Consider the following 17,900-nt stretch of genomic DNA (forward strand, 5'->3'; position numbering starts at 1 on the left):
ACGATGAATTTTCCCCAGCTAGCTGCATTGTTCGCTGTTATCGCCAACCTGGCGTTGACCTTCTTTGTGCTTAGCCGTGATCTGCGTTCGGTGCTGAATCGCGTGTATTTCATGTGGGGAATGTCGGTCACCATCTGGAACCTTGGGGCCTATTATTTGTTCAAAGTTGAGGACCAGGCGGCGGCACTCTATTGGGCTCATTTCCTGCAATTTGGCGTTATTTTCCTGCCCGTGACCAATTTGCATCTTTGTCTCCTGATCGCCCGTATTTCCATAGGCCCCTTGTTGTATTTGTTTTATGCATTGCACTTTCTGCTCGCGTTCAGCCTGTTTAGCAGCCACTACTTCATTCAGGGAGTGCATAAACTGGATTATGCAAATGGAGTGCATGCCTATTATTCCATAGCCGGTCCATTTTTCTTTGTGTTCCTGGGGCTATACGCCATTTCGACGAGTTCGACGATGCTCATGCTCTATTATAAGCAACGCACATTGCCGCAACTGCATCGTGCGCGGTTGAGGTCGTTGATGTTGGCTTTGGGAATTTTGATTGTCTTTGGTACCAATGATCTTCTGCCAATCCTGAGAATCGATCGCTACCCATTCCCGTTTAATGAACACAAGGTGTACCCGTTCGGCAATGTAGCGGCGGTGTTCTATGTCTTCATCATTGCTTACAGCGTATTGCAACATAAGTTGCTGGACATCCACCTGGTCATGAGCCGGTTTGCTGCGCAGGTGGTTCGTGTCAGCTTCATGATGCTTTTGGGGTTCGTGTTGTTGTTCCTGCTCACTCGGGCTGCTCCCGAGCGATTCAACAATTTTTCCTTCTTTGGAGCCTTGGGAGTGCTGCTGGTCACGGCGATTGTGGCATCAATCCTATTTCCGAGATTCTTCGGAAGAGGGGAGGAAGCTCTGGAACGGCGCATTCTTGGGGACCGATTTGAGTACCACGACACGGTGCAGGCTCTGATTCGCACGATGCGCAACAATCCCGAGCCCAAAATGGTGCTGGACGAACTGCGGCAGTTGCTCGTCAAGACCATGCGAGTGCAAAGCTATCAAATCATTCTGCTGGACGAGAGCACGCATGGATTTTCTTTGTTCCATTCGTATCCGGCGCGACTGCGGGTTCCCCTGCCGGATCTGCAATTGGACACCCCGATATTCCAGCTTTTTACCACTGTCAAACCTGATTACCTGGCGTGCAAGATTGCCTATGCGATGCCTGGAGAAAGCGAACTGGAACGGGGCGCGCGCAAACAGTTAAAGCAGTTTGACCCGGAATTTTGCTTTGCTTTGTTTACAGCAGATGATCCCTTCGGCCTGCTGCTTATCGGCCCCAAGGAGAGTGGAGAGCCTTATACCCAGCAAGATCTTCGTTTGATGACTGAGTTGGTTCAGAACTTGAGTTTGATTCTGAATCAGGTGCGTCTTAAGAATCAGATTCATATGGCACAGGAGCAGGAACTGCTCGGGCGCATGTCCCGGGGATTGGCTCACGACCTGAATAACCTGCTCACGCCGGCACAAACCTTCCTGCAATTGTTCAGCGGCGGCACTCCCGACCAGGATGTCATTGACGACCTTTTACCGGTTGCGCTGCGCAATGTGGAAACGGTTCGCTCCTATGTGAAGGAAGCCCTGTTCTTTTCCAATACACATTCCTTGCAGGTTCAATCCAGCCGGCTCGATGAAACCATCCGTGCGGCGGTGGAATTGATGGAACCCGCAGCTCAGCGCAAGGGTGTGGAATTGAACATTCAAGGATTAACCGGATGTCATGCTGAAATGGATGAGGTGTTGATCCAACGCATGATGGGGAATCTGATTTCGAATGCCATCGACGCCTCGCCGCGAGGCTCGGCCATCAATATCCGGTTGTTGAAGCTGCCGAGGACTGAATTCAGCCGGGAATGGTATCGCCTGGAGATTATTGATTCCGGTGACGGCATCAGTGCGGAAAACCTGAAGCGAGTGTTTCAACCTTATTTCAGCACGAAGAACGTCGGGGATGAACGCCGCGGGTTTGGGCTTGGTCTGGCCATAGCGCGCAAGATCATGAATTTACACGGTGGCAATTTGAACATTGTCAGCGAAGAGAAAAAGGGAACAACTGTGCAGGTGGATCTGCCCAGTCGCAGGGGTAATAATGGAAAGTATAATCCTGCCCAGGCGCAGGTGGGTGTAGCATGAAAACATTGCTCGTTTTAGCGGATACTCAGGGACTGGCCGAAGCCATTCGCGCCGTTGTGGACGCAGGTCGGTACCGTGTGGTGTACCAGGCCGAATTACGCGCGGGCGACGTGCTGGTCAGCCAGGGCAGAGTGGACGGGTGCATCCTCGATGCGGAACTAACGACCATCCGCCCCATCCGCACCATCGAAACCGTGCGCCGCTGGTTGCCGGCTGCTCCCATTTTGGTTTATGCGAATGCAACGCAATGGGAGTGGGAAGAAGAGGCCTATCTGCTGGGAGTGGGTCATATTCTCACCAAGCCGGTACGTGCCAAGTTGTTGAATTCATTGTTGGATCGATTCCTCCCAGTCGAAACCCGGACGGCGGAAAAACCTTCGCTACGGTCGGTTATTGAAGCAAAACCAGCAGAGGGTAATCGTCCTTCGCAGAAAACCCTGGAAGTGTTGCGCAGCTTCTCGGCATTGTTGCCGCACAGCCTGTCCACGGAATCGATTCTCAAACAATTCCTGCTTTTGCTGCGTGAAACCGTGGCGGTGAATCGTGCTGCCATTTTCCTGGTTCCGTCTCCGGAAATGCTTTCGCAGGCGAAGGACCTGGATGACGCGCGCCGATTGCGTTCAGCCTGCACCATCGGCTTGCAGCAGGAATTGTTGCAGCACTTTGCCCTTTCCCTTAACTCCGGTGTCGGTGGCCACATTGCCCGGGAAGGGCGGATTTTAAGACGCGACACCGATGCAGTGCATGATGATCCGGAAATGCGCAAGGAGTTTGAGTTGCTGGGCTCCGAGGTCGCTTTACCTATTTTAGATCGTGAAATGCTGATGGGGGTGGCGTTTTTCGATCGCCGTGTGACGGGCGAGCCGCTGACCAATGAGGAGCTGACCCTGGTGTTTTACATGCTCGAAGGATTAGGGATGGCCATCAAGAACATCTGGTTGCACGACCAGGTGGCCACCAATCATGAAATGATGGGTGACATCCTGCGTCAGTTGAGTTCCGGTTGCGTGGTCATTGGGCGCGATCTGACCGTGCAGCACGCGAACAAAATGGCACGTGATTACTTCACGGCACCAGGCCGGAAGGGGGCAATGGAATTCAGCGATCTGCCACAGGTGTTGGGAAGCAAGGTTTTTGAAGCGCTCAATACCGGATTGGCGATTGCACCATTCAAATATCGTCCGCCCCATGGAGGGGATACCATCTACAGGATCACGATTTCACCCTTCCAAAAGCAAAGTCAGGGCGTGCCGAGCGCCGTGCTTTTGCTGGTGGATGATGTCACTCATAACGAGCGGTTGCAAAAAGTGGAGGTGGAGGCAGCCAACCTGCGCATGGTTAAAAAGATGGCGGAGCGTTTGGCCCACGAGGTCGGCAACGCAGTCGTGCCACTTTCAACTCATCAGCAGCTTTTCGCCCAGCAATATAAGGACCCGGAATTCAGGGATTCACTTGAGGCAGCTTTGGCGGATGGAGTAAAACGTATTGCCCGCCTGGGACAGCAGATGCTTTTCCTGGCTCAGGACCGTTCACCGTCGGGGGAACCGATTCCGGTTTCCAAGCTGATTGAAGAGGCTTTTCGTGAAGCCCAAAAACATCATGGAGAACAACCGGTGTTCCTGCAGTATGAAACCGGTGGCCAGCCCCTTTTGTTGGCAGGCGATCGCGCAGGGTTGAAACATGCCCTGGCCGAAGTCATGTTGAACGCACTGCAGGCAAACACGCCAGCACCGAAAGTAAAGGTGAGCACTCGCGCAGATGATGATGCCAAGGGTGGTCGCTGGGTGCATATCGAAGTGCAGGATACGGGGACAGGTTTTACACCTGAAGCTTCGCAAAAAGGATCAGAACCTTTCTTCACCACCCGGAATGTGGGTCTGGGTTTAGGCCTGACCGTGAGCCGGAAGATCATCGAGACACATCAGGGTAAGATTGAAATTGCCCGGCCAAGGGAAGGACAATCGGGGACGGTGACCATCTCGCTGCCATTGGTTTCTGCCGAGGTTCCGCACCATGCTTTGCAGTGAAAAAGGGGTTGAATTGCAGATTGGCAATAATTCTGCTTGAGATACGGGCTGATTACTGAGATTAACATTAAACAGCCAGAAGTTGACCCTTAGACTATGAAATTGAAATCGGCTTTGTTGGTGTCCGCAGCAGCAGTTGCTTCTCCAGGCATGGTGTTTGGACTGGGTATTCGTATTCCCGATCAGGATGCATTCGCAAGTTCCCGTGGTAACGCGTTCGTAGCAACGGCAGATAATCCCTCGGCCATTTATTACAACCCGGCAGGAATTTCCCAATTGGAGGATCAAAATGTCCGCGCGGGATTTTATGGCATCTACCTTAAGGACAAATATAGCGGTCCGACCGGATCGTTTGATACCAAGGACAAATTTCAGGCTGTTCCGCAAATTTACTATAGTGCCCATTTAAAGGATACTCCGTTGACGTTGGGCTTGGGGGTGTACTCGCCCTATGGATTGGGCTTGGAATGGCCTGACAATACCTCGTTCCGCACTTTGGCGACTCGCGGAGATCTTACCTATTTCAGCATCAACCCGGTTTTGTCCTGGAAGGTTTGTGATTCGTTTTCCATTGCGGCCGGCCCGACGATCAATTACGGCAACGTGGACTTGCGTCGCGGATTTCTCCCTTTCCCGGGAAACGAGTTTCGCTTTAGAGGTGACGATGTGACCCCGGGTTTCACCGCCGGGGCAATGTGGAAGCCGATTGAAGAACTATCCTTCGGTGCGAGCTATCGCAGTCAGACCACGATGGGCTTCCATGGAACCTCCAGCACGGCCGGGGGAGAGCCTTTTGTGCCGTCGTTCACCCAACCGGCAGGAGCAGAATTCAAGTTTCCTCAAAATGTGGTGGTTGGGCTTTCCTATCGGCCAACGCCGGACTGGAATCTTGAGTTCGATGCCGACTGGACGGATTGGAACCGCTTGCAGACGGTCAATCTGCAGCAGCAATTCTCTGGAACATTGCCGTTGGTTTTCAATTGGGCATCAAGCTGGTTCTATGAATTTGGCGCCACCCGTTATTTCGGTGAAGGCTGGCGCGTAAGCGGTGGTTATATCTTCAGCGAGAACTCCGTGCCGACGGCTACATTTAGCCCGGCAATCCCCGATTCAGATAGACATGTCTTCAGTATCGGGGTAGGAAAGACGTACTCGAAGTTCAGTTGGGATGCGTCTTATCAATTTGCCTATGGCCCTACTCGAACTGTAACTGGTAGTGCGCCATCATTTCCGTTTGGTCAAAGCGCAGATGGTAAATACGAATACATAAGCCATGCACTCCTCGTCTCACTCGGCTACCATTTCTAAGCCGCAGCCAACCTTTGGCGCGGCAGCACAGAAGCGGACGTTGCTCATCGTCGATGACGAGGAAGGGCCGCGTCAGTCCTTACGAGTAGTCTTCAAGGACGAATACAATCTCCTGATGGCCAATGACGGTGTCCGCGCCATCGAGTTGGCCAAGCAGAATAGAATTGATGTAGCCATCACTGACATCCGAATGGTTGGAATGTCCGGGGTGGAGTTGCTGGAACATTTGAAGAGCATTGATCCGGGAATTGAAGTGATCATGCTCACGGCCTATGAAACTGTGGATACATTGCGCCTGGCTTTGCGATTGGGTGCGTGCGACTATCTGAACAAGCCATTCGACATTTCCACGATGCGCAAGGCCGTGTCCAATGCGATGGAGCGTCGATCGCTCGGTGAAGAGATCCGAAACAATGGTCAGCAACTGAACGAACTGCAAAAGGAATTGCAGAATCAAAAGATGGTGGAGGAAATCACCCGCACGAGGGGGGAAATTTATGCCAGCATCATTCATGATATCAATGGTCCATTGACGGTCATCTCCGGATTCATTCAATTGATGAATCAGCGGATCGGGAGCAGTCCGAAACTCGAAGGAGAAGATTTGGATTTCTTGAAGGATCGTCTCAAAACCATTACGCGTCAGGTCACCAACTGTATCGAAATTTCCCGCCGGTATTTGAGCTTTCTACGGCAGAATTCGGATGAGAATCCTCCCGTGGGAGTCAACCACATCCTGGCTGACCTTCATGAGTTGCTTAGGGTGCATCCCTATGTAAGAGACAATGAATTCGTAATTGATCGGTTGAGCGACGATGTGACAGTAAAGATCAACGGCACCGATCTAATTCAAATCCTGTTGAATTTGGCGGTAAACGGTTTCCAATGCTCGCCGCAAAAGCATTCCGTGGTGATTGACGGCCGGTTTCTTCCCAATGCGGTGGATCTTTCCAGGTTTGAGGACAATGGCGAGGAACGTTTTCTCAACCGCGAGGGTTTCAAAAATGTCGGTCCACTATTGGCTATTGCAGTGAAGGACACTGGCCCCGGGATTTGTGGAGATGTCCTTCCCAAAATTTTTGATCCTTACTTCACGACGAAATCCGCTTCACAGGGAACGGGGCTGGGTTTGAACGTGGTGCAACGGCTCATCAAAGAGGCGAAGGCTGCGCTTCACGTCAAAACAAAGGTTGGCGAGGGAACGACGTTTACCGTTTACCTGCCGGTGGCACAATAACCTTCTTCAGACGGTAGGGCGCTGACGGAATTAATCCCGGGTGACCGTGGCTTCTATCTGACCGTGTGGTTCTTCCGTGGGTACGAACACCTCGTTGTTATTCTCCAATCCAAACGGTTTTAAATTGATGAGCAGGTAATGCTTGTTTGGCATTTTCAGAGTTACCCGGGAGATTTCGGGAACAGCTTTCAACGCAGCTTCGGCCATTTGGTAGAGGGTAGTCTGGACGGAGGGGCTGTAGTTGTTCGCAAAGATGGCAAGCATCTCATTTAAAATCTTCCGATTGGCTTCGCCATAAAGTTTTGGCGATTTTTGAAAAGTCCAGCTGGCCTCAAGACTCGTGGCCATGATGCGATCCTTGGTTTCAGGCAGGGTGGTGTACTCGCATTTGGGATAACCCTCGAAGCCTGACTCTGTCGATTTAAGGATAAGCAAATCCTTTATGCCGGATTCGACCAATATCTTGTCGCGGTTACAGGTGACATGGGCAAACGGGCAGGCCTCGGAATTGCCGGAGAAGGCGTGCGGATGGGGTTTGCCATCGATGCTCAGGCGTTTCCACATGCGCTCGCTCAGGTGGAGTGTGACCTTTTGAATTTGGCTGTAATGCTTGAGGAAGTGTTCACCAAGGGCGATGCCGAAGCGTTCGGTCTCGCCACCGAGATGTTGTTTGGCGAGGGCGTTGACGGTATTTTTCATCGTGTCCGTGGGCACGACTGTACTGTTGTCACCGCTGGTGTAGGAGCTGACGAAATCACCTTCCAGAGCCACCGAGACGTCGACTTCCTTGACGGTATGTTCTGAACCGTTGCGCGTAACTTTCATTACGCGCACACGGTCCTTGCCATATTGTTGATGGGCCAACTTCATTGGCTTACAGCGTGGAGAATGCGGCGTCGAAGACTTCGAGCATGAAATCAGCGTCGCCCTTGTTGATGCACATCGGGGGAGCGAAACGGATAATGTTGCCAGTGAGACCGCCTTTGCCGAGCAGCAGGCCGAGGTCTTTGCAGGTTTCGAGTATCTGGGCGCATTCAGACTTGGCCGGTTCCTTGGTGGTGCGGTCCTTGACGAGTTCGATGCCGAGCATCAATCCCTTGCCGCGGACGTCGCCGATAATGTTGTGTTTTTCCTTGAGGCGTTCGAGACCGGCGAGGACGTAGCTGCCCATGTTGAGGGCGTTGGCCTGGAGATTTTCCTTTTCGATAACTTCCATGACGGCCTTGCCCTGAGCGCAGACAACGGGGTTGCCGCCGAAGGTATTAAAATGAATGCGCTTGGCGAGGACGCTGGCGATTTGAGGCGTGGTGACGACGGCGGCGAGGGGACAGCCGTTGCCGATGCCTTTGGCCATGGTGACGATGTCGGGAATGACGCCTTGAGTTTCAAAGCCCCAGTAGTGTGTTCCGGTGCGGGCGAAGCCGGCCTGGACTTCGTCAGCGATGCAGACGCCACCAGCAGCGCGGGCGTGCTCGTAAGCATGCTTCAGGTAGCCGTCCGGGAAGACGATAACGCCACCAACGCCTTGAATGGATTCAGCGATGAAACCGGCGATCTGACCGGAGGTGCCGAAGTCGATGAGGTTTTTCACGTCTGCGGCATATTTCTTCCCGGCATCGGGATCGTTGCGGCCGTAAGGTCCACGATAGGGATCGGGGGCCATGGCATGATGGACGCCGAAGCTATGGGGGACGTTGAATTTCCAGGTGCTATGGGAGGTCGCCGCCATGCCGGAGGCGTTGCCGCCATGGTAGGAATTGCGCAAGGCAATCATGTCGTAGTTGCCGGTATAAGCGCGGGCCATGAGCATTGCGAGGTCGTTGGCTTCGGAACCGGAGTTGACGAAATAGCAGACCTTGAGGTCGCCAGGCATCTTGGAGGCGAGCTTCTGGCCGAACTCGGCGATGTTTGGATGAAGATAAATAGTGGTGCTGTGCTGGAGCGTGGCGTTTTGTTTGTTTACGGCTTCCAACACATGGGGATGGCAGTGGCCCACGCTGATGGTGACGATGCCACCGAGACCATCGAGATAGCGGCGGCCTTTTTCGTCAAAAATGTATTGGCCTTTGCCTTCCACGAACATGACCGGCTTCTTGTAGTAAAGAAAGAGAGCGGGGCTGAGAAATTCCTTGCGGAGACGGAGCACTTCTTCGGCGGAAGGACCGGTATAAGGCTTCGGAGTATAGTTGAATAGAGGCAATGTCGGTGTCTTCATAGGATCATCATTTACAATAGTATGAGTTTAGACTGCTAGAGTGGTGGCGTAAGTCAAGTTGAGATGTGTTACGGCAAAGCGGGGGTGGATGGTTTGATGCCGGCCAAAGGCTTCATCGCCGGAGCGAGACTTCGCAAAATGGAATAGAGCAGGAAGGCAATGAGGAAGCCGACAAACCAGGCATAACTGTAAATCGTCATGAGAAAGGGAGGGAGCTTGTCCTTGGGGATTACGTTGATTGTGGCCAGAAAGCCGGGGACGTTGGGCAGGATGCTAACAATCAAGGCGAACAAACCCACCAGGCTGAAGCCTTTGGTGTAGCGATACTCGCCATCTGGTTTATAGAGATCCACGAGGCTGAGCTTGCATTTGCGGATGAGAAAATAGTCGGCAATCATGATGCCACCGATGGGGCCGAGCAGAGCGCTGTAGCCGACCAGCCAGGTAAAAATGTAACCGGAAGGATTGGCCAGAAGTTTCCAGGGCATGATCAGCACTCCGATGATTCCGGTGATGAGACCGCCCGTTCGGAATGAAATAAATTTGGGAGCCAGATTTGCAAAGTCGTTGGCCGGGCTGACGACATTGGCGGCGAGGTTGGTCGCCAGAGTGGCGATGCAGAGTGCGAGCATGGCAATGATCAGCACGAAGGGATTGGTAAAGTGAGTGAGAACATCGACCGGGTCCCAGATGGTTTTCTTGAAGATGATGGTGGTGGCAGAGGTGACGGCGACGCCGATGAATGCGTAGAGCGCCATGGTAGGTGGCAGGCCGATGGTTTGGCCGAGAACTTGATCGCGCTGGGATTTGGCGTAACGGGAGAAATCGGGGATGTTGAGCGAAAGAGTCGCCCAGAAGCCGATCATGCCAGTGAGCGCGGGGACGAAATATTTCCAAAATTGGCCATCTTTCGGTTGGCCGGGATCGAAGGCGGAAGGTTGGGAAAGCATGGGGCCGAAACCGCCCGCGGCGCTGTAGGCCCAGCCGAGCAGCAGGAGGCCGAGCACGATGAGGAGAGGAGCTTTGAAGCTGAGCAGCAGGCGAATGGAATCGATGCCCTTGTAGATGACCCACATGTTGATGCCCCAAAAAAGCATGAAGCAGAGGAACTGCGGGAAGGTGATGCCAAAGGCATTTTGGGCAGGAGTGGCGGCGAGCGAGGGGACAAAGACGGCCAGGATTTTGAAGATGGCATTGCCACCAATCCATGCCTGGATGCCAAACCAACCGCAGGCGACGAGAGCGCGAAGGAGAGCGGGGACGTTGGCTCCGTGCGTGCCAAAGGAGGCGCGACAAAACACGGGGAAGGGAATGCCGTAGCGCGTTCCGGCGTGGGCATTCAGAATCATTGGAATGAGGACGATGAGGTTCGCAAGGAAGATGGTGAGAATCGCCTGCCACCAGTTCATGCCGCCATCGATGAGCGAGGAGGCAAGCATGTAAGTGGGAATGCAGGCGGCCATGGAAATCCAGAGCGCGGCGAAATTCCACATGCCCCATTTACGCCGCTCGGGTGGCACGGGCGCGAGGTCGGGGCTGTAGAGGTGGCTGCCTTCGATGGCGATCAGCTCATCGGGTGTCGATGCTTGCTCGGGTAAAGCGGGCATAAGTTATTTCACGATTCGGACACATTTGCCGTAGATGGCGTTCCTACCAACCCATCCATTGATTCTGCCACGATTGTTTCCAATTTGGAAGCGCTCACCCTGAATGGCTTTTATCAAATGCAGATATTGAAACCCATTGGCCTTGCAGAGGACGATGTCGCCGACTTCCAAGTTTTCAATTTTTACGGGTTCAACGGTGCAGAGTTGTCCTGATTCGATCTTGCCAGACATGGAGTTGCCACGCGGACGAAACTGCACTGTCTCGCCGTTTTTCAATTTTTCGATGTAAGCAGTGGCCCATCCCATATTATGCGAAGACTAGAAATGACTTGGTTTTCGTTCCAGGAACTTACCACGCCCGATGGTGCCGACGAATTTACCGTTTTTTACGGCGACTTGGCCGCGGACGGTGACGGCGCTGGGGCGGCCTTCGAGTTTCCAGCCTTCGAATGCGCTGTAATCGACGTTCATCATTTGTGAATTGGCGGAAATGGTGCCGCGATAATTGGGATCAAAGATGACGAGGTCGGCGTCGCTGCCGGGTTGGATGGCGCCTTTGCGCGGGAAGAGGTCGAATGTTTTGGCAACCTGCGTGCTCGCGACATCGACGAGGGTATGGATATCGATTTTGCCGGTTTTTACACCGTAAGTGTAGAGCAGGTTAATGCGCTCTTCGAGAGAGGGGATACCATTGGGAATTTTGGTGAAGTCATCCTTGCCCATCGGTTTCTGGCCTTTGAAATCGAAAGGAGCGTGATCGGTGGCGACGGTGTTCACGAGGCCGGAGCGGAGGCCGTTCCAAAGGACAGACTGATTACGGACGTCGCGCAGGGGAGGAGACATGACATATTTCGCGCCTTCGAAATTCGGACGTTCGGCGTAGGATTTGTCGAGGACGAGATATTGGATGAGGGTTTCGACTTTGACATCGACACCACGTTGACGGGCGGCGATTGCTTCATTGAGTGCTTCCTGGCAACTGAGATGAACGATGTAGGTGGAGGCGCCTGTGAGTTCCGCGAAAGTCATTAAGTGGTGAACGCCTTCCGCTTCAACGACTGGAGGCCGACTCTCGTGATGTTGGCCGGGATCGGTTTTACCGGCGGCGAGCAGTTCCTTGGAGCGTTCAGCGACGAGGGTTTCGTTTTCGCAATGAGCGGTGACGACGACACCGAGTTCCTTCGCCAGCTTAAGTGTGCGGTAGAGTTCGGTATCGTCGATGCCGAAAGCGCCTTTGTAGGCCAGGAAGATTTTGAAAGAGCTGATGCCACGCTTTACGATCTCGCGGAGTTGCGCTTCAGCCATGTCATCAAATTTGGTGACGCCCATGTGGAACGTAAAATCGCAGGCGGATTTGCCGACGGCTTGAGACATCCAGGTTTCGAATCCGGCCAGGGCTTCCTCCTTGCGTGAAGGGCAGCACATTTCGATCAGTGTGGTTGTGCCGCCGACGAGCGCGGCCTTGCTGCCGGTTTCGTAGGTGTCCTTCGAGAAGGTGCCCATGAAGGGCAGATAAATATGGACGTGCGGATCGATGAAGCCGGGGAAGACATATTTGCCAGTGGCATCGATGATCTCCGTGCCGGGTGGGGCATCGATGTTGCGATCAATGCGCGTGATGGCTTCGTTTTCGCAGTAGATGTCGGCGGTGTAGCGGGCGGAGGTCGTTATGATTTCGCCGTTTTTGATTAGGAGCGGCATAGTGATCGTTCGTTGGAAATTGTTATTCTTTGTGGTGCGGGTTTCCGAATCTAAATTCTTTGATAAAGGCAATTACTTCCTCTTCGGAAGCATTTTTTTTAACAATGGAGTCCGCTTCGATCAGGAAGGGGACGTTTCCAGAGGGAGACTCGATCTGGATTTCTTCTTCGCATTCGGACAGCTTGACCCACCAGAGGCCATCGTCGTCTGCGGGATGAGTCTTCTTCAATTGCTGAACAAGAAGGCTTGGAAATTCATCCTTCAATCTAGCTATTATCCTATCTATATCCCGCTGCATAAATTGCATTCTCAACCATTGGCAGATGTGCAGAGTCAAACCCAGGGTTTTGCCCTGGGCTGTATTAGGTTACTCTTTCAGGGTAATCGGACTTTTGTCCATCTAGTTTCAGATACTGCGCACTTAATCTCCTCCATCCGTTTCATGGCGTTAATGTGAGCCTTTTTGGCAGCTAAGCCAAGGCCAAAGGCGGTTAACGATTCCCCTCCCGATGCCAAATATCGCCTTCGCCGTAGCTGAACCAGCGGCTGGTGGTGACTTTGAGCTGGGTGAAAAATTGGACCCCTTCCTTGCCTTGCATGTGGAGATCGCCGAAGAAGGAATCGTCCCAACCGTTAAAGGGGAACCAGGGCATGGAGGCAGGCACGCCGATGTTGATGCCGACCATACCGGCTTTGACGCGGTGTTTAAATTCGCGGGCGGCCTTGCCGGAGCGGGTGAAGATGGAGGCGCCATTGCCGAAGGCGGAACGATTGGCGACTTCGATGGCTTGATTGAGGTCGTCCATACGCATGACGCTGAGGACGGGGCCAAAGATTTCCTCGCGCATGACAGTCATGCTGCTCTGCACTTCATCGAGGAGAGTAGCACCGACGAAGAAGCCGTTCGGGGCGGAGTCGACTTTAACATTGCGACCGTCCGCCAAAACCTTGGCACCTTCCTTGATGCCAGCGTCAACGAGTTCGCAAACACGGTCGCGATGTTGCTTAGTGATGACGGGTCCCATGTGGGGTTGAGGGCTGCGGTCGGTGGGGCCGACTTGAATTTTGCGCGTTACTTCGGCGAGAGTGGGCAGAACAGTCTTGGCGGCATCTCCCACCACGATGGCAGTGGAACCGGCCATGCAACGTTCACCGGCGCAGCCGAAAGCGGCTTCCGTCACGCCACGCACAGAATTTTCCACATCGGCATCGGGCATCAGGAGGATGTAGTTTTTCGCACCGCCATTGGATTGCACGCGTTTGCCATGTTTGGTGCCGATCTCGAAGATTTGTTTGGCGACCGGCGTAGAGCCGACAAAAGAAATGGCTTTGACTTTGGGATGCTTGAGCAAGGCATCGACGCAATCGCGTCCGCCGTGAACGATGTTAAGCACGCCTTTGGGCAAGCCCGATTGTTCGAGGAGTTCCGCGATGCGAATGGCGGTGAGGGGAACCTTTTCGCTCGGCTTCAAGACGAAGGTGTTGCCGCAAACCAAGGCCACGGGATACATCCAGAGTGGGACCATTGCGGGGAAGTTAAAGGGAGTGATGCCGACGCAGACGCCGAGAGGTTGACGCATGGCATCGCAATCGATGCCGCGGGCAACGTTCTCGAGAATGTCGCCCATTAACAGAGAGGGAATGCCGCAGGCGAATTCGACCATCTCGATGCCGCGACGGACGTCGCCGCGAGATTCGACGAGCGTTTTGCCGTGCTCACGAGTGACCATCTGCGCGAGCGCTTCGAAGTTTTCTTCGAGCAACATTTTGAATTTGAAAAAAATGCGGGCGCGTTCGGTTGGGGGCGTTTCCCACCAGCCGGGATAGGCAGCGTGCGCGGCATTGACAGCGGCCTCTACGTGCTGCGGTGTGCACATGGGAGTTTCGGCGATGATGTCGCCCGTGGACGGGTTGTGGACGGGAGTGGTGGCGACGTCAGAGACAGTGAGCCAATCGCCGCCGATGTAATTGGGGCACGGAGTGAGAACTGTGGTGGATTTCATTAATAAAAAAGTAAAGGGAACGAAGTGCTAAATATGGAGGCTGACCACAAAGCACCCAACGCCGTTGGCAGAAGGATGCAGGAGTCGATCTCGCTGATTTGATTCGAGTAATAACTGATTAGCCCCGCGACAATTCATCGGATTGTTTTACAAATTCGTCGCCGTGCCATTCGCCGTCGCTGGTGACGACTTTTTTTGTCGAAGCGGCTTTTTGGGCGGCTTTGCGTTCGGTCTGGCGTTTGACGAGGTCGGCATGCGTGGTGAAATAATCCAGACTTTTGCCTTTGAAATCAGCCAGCGTTTCGAACTTGTGTTTGGCCATGAAGTTGAGCAACTCTTCACACATCGGTTTGACACATTCATAACCGAACTTCATGACGCCCGTGCAAACCTGGACGGTGTCCGAGCCGAGCAGAATGAATTGGGCGGCGTCGTTGCCACTTTCGATTCCTCCGAGGCCGGAGAGTGAGCGACCGGGGAATTCCTTGCGAATCATTTGAGCGATCTCCATGACCATGCGGAGCGCGATGGGCTTGACAGCTTTGCAGGAGTAACCGCCGGGCGTGGTGTAGCCTTCAACCGTGGGTTCAGGGCGCAGGGTATCCAAGTTCACGCCAGTCACACTGCGAATGGTGTTAATGGCGCTGAGACCGGTGGCACCGCCGAGCAACGCTGCGCGGCTGGGGTCTTCGATGTGGGTGACGTTCGGCGTCATTTTTGCCCAGACCGGTTTTTTGGCTGCGCTCTTGACCCAGCCACAGACTTCCTTGAGGACGTCCGGGTCCTGGCCCATAGCGGCACCCATTTTGCGTTCGGGCAAGCCGTGCGGGCAGGAGAAATTCAATTCAAAGGCATCGACGCCGGCGTCCTGGCAGCGCTCCACGATTTCGATCCAACCGTCCTTGCGGTACTCCTCCATGATGGAGGCGATCAGCACGCCATCGGGGAACTGGTCCTTGCACTTCTTGAATTCCTCGATCCACAAATGAAAGGGGCGGTCGCTGATGAGTTCGATATTTTCCCAACCGATCACTTCGCCGCTGTTGGCCAAAAGTTTGGCATAGCGCGGGGTAACATTGACTACCTTGGAAGAATCCAGGCTGACGGTCTTGGCGATGACCGCGCCCCAACCTTCCTTGAATGCCTTGGTGATGACGTTGAGATTTGTTCCCGGCGGTCCGGAGCCGATGATGAAAGGATTTGGAAGTTTTAGACCGTCAACGGTGGTGGCTAATGTAGGCATAGGTTTGACTTTCCATTTTTGTTCTATAACCCATAATAAGGCTGTGGTAACGCTGTTTGCCACAACAAAATCGCATCGAGATATCCCGATGTAAAATGCCAAACTGTTTCAAACAAACCCACATGAGCAATTTTCTCCAACCCAAGCGGACCATCGCTGAGCTCAAAGAATTACGGAGCCTGACGGGCGATGAGAACGGCGCACAGCGGGTGGCGTTTACAAATATGTGGACCACGACACGAGCGTGGCTGCGGAAAAAGTTGGAAGAATTGCCAGTGGAGATTCACAGCGATGAGGCGGGAAATTTGTGGGCGATGTTGAAGGGTGAATCAGAGCGTGAGTTGTTGATTGGCGGGCACATGGATTCCGTGCCGAACGGCGGATGGCTGGATGGTTGCCTGAACGTGATGGCGGGCGTTGAAATTTTACGACGAATCCATGCGCAATATGGAGGCAAGCCACCCGTGACCGTGAGGCTCGTCGATTGGGCGGATGAGGAAGGGGCGCGGTTCGGGAAGAGTTTGTTTGGATCGTCAGCCTGTTCAGGGACGCTGAACATGGAAGAGGCGCGTGGCTTGAAGGACAGGGATGGTGTGCGGTTGTCGGATGCGTTGAAGCAAGTCGGAGTGGATTTTGAGCGGGTGAAAGAGAGTGGCAAGGAATTGAAGAAAGCGGCGGCGTATTTGGAATTGCATATCGAGCAAGGGCCGGTGTTGCTGGACCTTGATTTGCCGCTGGGTGCGGTATTGGGGACGTTTGGTGTGGAACGTCATGCGATTACATTTCATGGCCAGGCAGCGCATTCCGGCAGTACGCCGATGAACCGGCGCAAGGATGCTTTTCTTGCCGCCGGAAAAATGAGCCAGGAGATTTATAAAATTGCTGAACGGAATGGCGGTGTTTGCACAATTGGTTCCTGCACAACGAAGCCGGGAATCGTAACGAGTGTGGTGGAGGAATGTCGGATTACTTTGGATCAGCGGCATCTGGATGCAGCGGCTTTGGCAAAGATGTTGCGAGAAGCAAAAGCGGCGAGCGAACGATTTGCGACGGAAGGAAAAGTGAAAGTTTCGTGGGATCGGTTGTGGCAGATTGAGCCAGTGTTGTTCAACAATGATTTAATTGGCTTGTGCGATGAGGCGATTGGCGAGACCTGCGGGAAGAAATATCGGTTGCCATCAGGGCCGCTGCATGACGCTGCGGAAGTGGCGCGAGCGGGAGTGCCGACGGTGATGATGTTCGTACAGAGTCTGCATGGGATCAGTCACAATAAAATTGAGGACACGAAGGAGGAACATCTGGAGTTGTGCGTGAGGGCGTTTGATGGTTTGGCAGAGAAAACGATGATATGGCTGCAAAGAAAAGCTCAGAAATAAGATCGGTATTAATCCATTAATTTCCAATATTGCTATGATGAAACTTGCTCAAATTAACTTATTTTCGCGTGACGAATTCGTGCTCGTTATTGGTCCGGTGTTTGAACATTCGCCGTGGATCGCGGAGGAGACGTGGGCACAAAAACCTTTTGCCACGAAGGAGGAGTTGCATCGGGCGCTTTGCAGGACAGTGGAGTCGGCAGGCGAAGAAAAGCAGGTGAAGTTGATCCAGGCGCATCCAGATTTGGTGGGGCGCGCGGCATTGGCGGGGACTTTGACGCAGGAGTCGAAGGGGGAGCAGGCGAGTGCGGGGTTGAGTGCGTTGAGCCCGGATGAGGTGGCGTTGTTTCAAAAGAACAATGCGGCTTATCGGGAGAAGTTTGGATTTCCATTTGTGATTTGCGCGCGGTTGAACAAGAAAGAGGCAATTTTGAAGGGGTTTGAAATCAGGCTAAAGAATACGCGAGGAGAGGAGATCAAAGCGGCGTTGGGGGAGATTGAGAAGATTGCGTTGTTGCGCTTGAATGATCTGGTGGCGGGATGAGCAGGATTTGAAATTTATACGGAATTATGGCCGCAAAATTAAGCACACATGTTTTGGATACGGCGCATGGATGTCCGGCGAGAGGGATGCAGATTGAGCTTTGGTCCCTGGCAGGCGAGAGTCGGAAGTTGGTGAAGATGGTTCGCTTGAATGAGGATGGGCGGACGGATGCAGCGCTTTTGGGGCCGGAGGAGATGCAAGTGGGGGAGTATGAATTGATCTTCCATGTGGGGGAATATTTCGCGAGTTTGAGTGGGGGCGAAGGCGACAAGCCCCTTTTTTTAAACAAGGTGCCGGTGCGATTCGGCATTTCAGATGCGGGTGCGTCCTATCACGTGCCGTTACTGACGTCACCATGGGCTTATAGTACGTATCGAGGAAGCTGAAGGATTAGAGGAGTTGATTCAGAATGATTGTGAGGGTTAATCATCAGGGATGCTTCA

The 17,900-nt window shown here is 53.4% G+C and carries 15 protein-coding genes; 7 read left to right on the top strand and 8 right to left on the bottom strand.

All coding sequences use genetic code 11. The features are described from left to right. The first annotated feature begins 3 nt into the window (after positions 1 to 3). From CFLAV_RS19195 to CFLAV_RS19210, 4 genes are all read left to right on the top strand, one after another. Positions 4 to 2,196 (top strand): sensor histidine kinase, encoded by a 2,193-nt coding sequence (locus CFLAV_RS19195; RefSeq protein WP_007416464.1) that lies wholly within the window; start codon positions 4 to 6, stop codon positions 2,194 to 2,196. After that, the gene (locus CFLAV_RS19200; RefSeq protein WP_007416465.1) at positions 2,193 to 4,223 is read left to right on the top strand and encodes an ATP-binding protein; all 2,031 of its coding nucleotides are present in this window, start codon (positions 2,193 to 2,195) and stop codon (positions 4,221 to 4,223) included. The genes CFLAV_RS19195 and CFLAV_RS19200 overlap by 4 nt, the downstream gene beginning before the upstream one ends. A 96-nt stretch (positions 4,224 to 4,319) precedes the next feature. After that, the gene (locus CFLAV_RS19205) at positions 4,320 to 5,531 is read left to right on the top strand and encodes an OmpP1/FadL family transporter (RefSeq protein ID WP_007416466.1); all 1,212 of its coding nucleotides are present in this window, start codon (positions 4,320 to 4,322) and stop codon (positions 5,529 to 5,531) included. Further along, a complete protein-coding gene (locus CFLAV_RS19210; RefSeq protein ID WP_007416467.1) occupies positions 5,497 to 6,768 on the top strand; it encodes a hybrid sensor histidine kinase/response regulator in 1,272 nt (423 codons plus the stop codon). Before CFLAV_RS19205 ends, CFLAV_RS19210 begins: the two co-directional genes overlap by 35 nt. A 30-nt stretch (positions 6,769 to 6,798) precedes the next feature. Here CFLAV_RS19210 and pucL read toward each other — a convergent pair whose 3' ends face one another. From pucL to preA, 8 genes are all read right to left on the bottom strand, one after another. After that, positions 6,799 to 7,638, bottom strand: coding sequence for a factor-independent urate hydroxylase (gene pucL, locus CFLAV_RS19215; RefSeq protein ID WP_007416468.1), 840 nt, complete (start codon positions 7,636 to 7,638; stop codon positions 6,799 to 6,801). A 4-nt stretch (positions 7,639 to 7,642) separates the two neighbouring features. Next, positions 7,643 to 8,983 carry an aspartate aminotransferase family protein gene (locus tag CFLAV_RS19220; protein ID WP_007416469.1) on the bottom strand — a complete coding sequence of 447 codons (1,341 nt, stop codon included), beginning with the start codon at positions 8,981 to 8,983 and terminating at the stop codon, positions 7,643 to 7,645. 68 nt (positions 8,984 to 9,051) lie between these two features. Further along, the gene (locus CFLAV_RS19225) at positions 9,052 to 10,590 is read right to left on the bottom strand and encodes an NCS1 family nucleobase:cation symporter-1 (protein WP_007416470.1); all 1,539 of its coding nucleotides are present in this window, start codon (positions 10,588 to 10,590) and stop codon (positions 9,052 to 9,054) included. Between the two features lie 3 nt (positions 10,591 to 10,593). Then, a complete protein-coding gene (locus CFLAV_RS19230; protein ID WP_007416471.1) occupies positions 10,594 to 10,896 on the bottom strand; it encodes a hypothetical protein in 303 nt (100 codons plus the stop codon). A gap of 12 nt (positions 10,897 to 10,908) precedes the next feature. Further along, positions 10,909 to 12,291 carry a dihydropyrimidinase gene (gene hydA, locus CFLAV_RS19235; RefSeq protein WP_007416472.1) on the bottom strand — a complete coding sequence of 461 codons (1,383 nt, stop codon included), beginning with the start codon at positions 12,289 to 12,291 and terminating at the stop codon, positions 10,909 to 10,911. A gap of 22 nt (positions 12,292 to 12,313) precedes the next feature. Further along, a complete protein-coding gene (locus CFLAV_RS19240; protein ID WP_237712421.1) occupies positions 12,314 to 12,589 on the bottom strand; it encodes a hypothetical protein in 276 nt (91 codons plus the stop codon). Between the two features lie 193 nt (positions 12,590 to 12,782). Then, on the bottom strand, positions 12,783 to 14,294 hold the full coding sequence (locus CFLAV_RS19245) for a CoA-acylating methylmalonate-semialdehyde dehydrogenase (protein WP_007416474.1): 1,512 nt from the start codon (positions 14,292 to 14,294) through the stop codon (positions 12,783 to 12,785). A gap of 118 nt (positions 14,295 to 14,412) precedes the next feature. After that, positions 14,413 to 15,537, bottom strand: a complete 1,125-nt coding sequence (gene preA / locus CFLAV_RS19250) for an NAD-dependent dihydropyrimidine dehydrogenase subunit PreA (RefSeq protein WP_007416475.1) — start codon at positions 15,535 to 15,537, stop codon at positions 14,413 to 14,415. Between the two features lie 122 nt (positions 15,538 to 15,659). On the opposite strand from preA, the gene CFLAV_RS19255 reads away from it, so the two are divergent. From CFLAV_RS19255 to uraH, 3 genes are read left to right on the top strand one after another with little or no spacing between them, the layout of a single operon-like run. Then, positions 15,660 to 16,913, top strand: a complete 1,254-nt coding sequence (locus CFLAV_RS19255; protein ID WP_040549452.1) for a hydantoinase/carbamoylase family amidase — start codon at positions 15,660 to 15,662, stop codon at positions 16,911 to 16,913. Positions 16,914 to 16,947: 34 nt separating this feature from the next. Beyond that, positions 16,948 to 17,457 carry a 2-oxo-4-hydroxy-4-carboxy-5-ureidoimidazoline decarboxylase gene (gene uraD, locus CFLAV_RS19260; protein WP_007416477.1) on the top strand — a complete coding sequence of 170 codons (510 nt, stop codon included), beginning with the start codon at positions 16,948 to 16,950 and terminating at the stop codon, positions 17,455 to 17,457. 26 nt (positions 17,458 to 17,483) lie between these two features. After that, positions 17,484 to 17,843 carry a hydroxyisourate hydrolase gene (gene uraH / locus CFLAV_RS19265; protein ID WP_007416478.1) on the top strand — a complete coding sequence of 120 codons (360 nt, stop codon included), beginning with the start codon at positions 17,484 to 17,486 and terminating at the stop codon, positions 17,841 to 17,843. Positions 17,844 to 17,900: the final 57 nt, after the last annotated feature.

Origin of the sequence: Pedosphaera parvula Ellin514, from assembly GCF_000172555.1 — a bacterium.
GTDB lineage: Bacteria > Verrucomicrobiota > Verrucomicrobiia > Limisphaerales > Pedosphaeraceae > Pedosphaera.

Coding starts and splice junctions, on each gene's coding strand:
- CFLAV_RS19205 (WP_007416466.1), top strand. CDS start 4,320: ATGAAATTGAAATCGGCTTTGTTGGTGTCCGCAGCAGCAGTTGCTTCT.
- CFLAV_RS19230 (WP_007416471.1), bottom strand. CDS start 10,896: ATGGGATGGGCCACTGCTTACATCGAAAAATTGAAAAACGGCGAGACA.
- preA (WP_007416475.1), bottom strand. CDS start 15,537: ATGCCTACATTAGCCACCACCGTTGACGGTCTAAAACTTCCAAATCCT.
- CFLAV_RS19195 (WP_007416464.1), top strand. CDS start 4: ATGAATTTTCCCCAGCTAGCTGCATTGTTCGCTGTTATCGCCAACCTG.
- uraD (WP_007416477.1), top strand. CDS start 16,948: ATGATGAAACTTGCTCAAATTAACTTATTTTCGCGTGACGAATTCGTG.
- uraH (WP_007416478.1), top strand. CDS start 17,484: ATGGCCGCAAAATTAAGCACACATGTTTTGGATACGGCGCATGGATGT.
- CFLAV_RS19245 (WP_007416474.1), bottom strand. CDS start 14,294: ATGAAATCCACCACAGTTCTCACTCCGTGCCCCAATTACATCGGCGGC.
- CFLAV_RS19210 (WP_007416467.1), top strand. CDS start 5,497: ATGCACTCCTCGTCTCACTCGGCTACCATTTCTAAGCCGCAGCCAACC.
- CFLAV_RS19255 (WP_040549452.1), top strand. CDS start 15,660: ATGAGCAATTTTCTCCAACCCAAGCGGACCATCGCTGAGCTCAAAGAA.
- hydA (WP_007416472.1), bottom strand. CDS start 12,291: ATGCCGCTCCTAATCAAAAACGGCGAAATCATAACGACCTCCGCCCGC.
- CFLAV_RS19240 (WP_237712421.1), bottom strand. CDS start 12,589: ATGCAGCGGGATATAGATAGGATAATAGCTAGATTGAAGGATGAATTT.
- CFLAV_RS19200 (WP_007416465.1), top strand. CDS start 2,193: ATGAAAACATTGCTCGTTTTAGCGGATACTCAGGGACTGGCCGAAGCC.
- CFLAV_RS19225 (WP_007416470.1), bottom strand. CDS start 10,590: ATGCCCGCTTTACCCGAGCAAGCATCGACACCCGATGAGCTGATCGCC.
- pucL (WP_007416468.1), bottom strand. CDS start 7,638: ATGAAGTTGGCCCATCAACAATATGGCAAGGACCGTGTGCGCGTAATG.
- CFLAV_RS19220 (WP_007416469.1), bottom strand. CDS start 8,983: ATGAAGACACCGACATTGCCTCTATTCAACTATACTCCGAAGCCTTAT.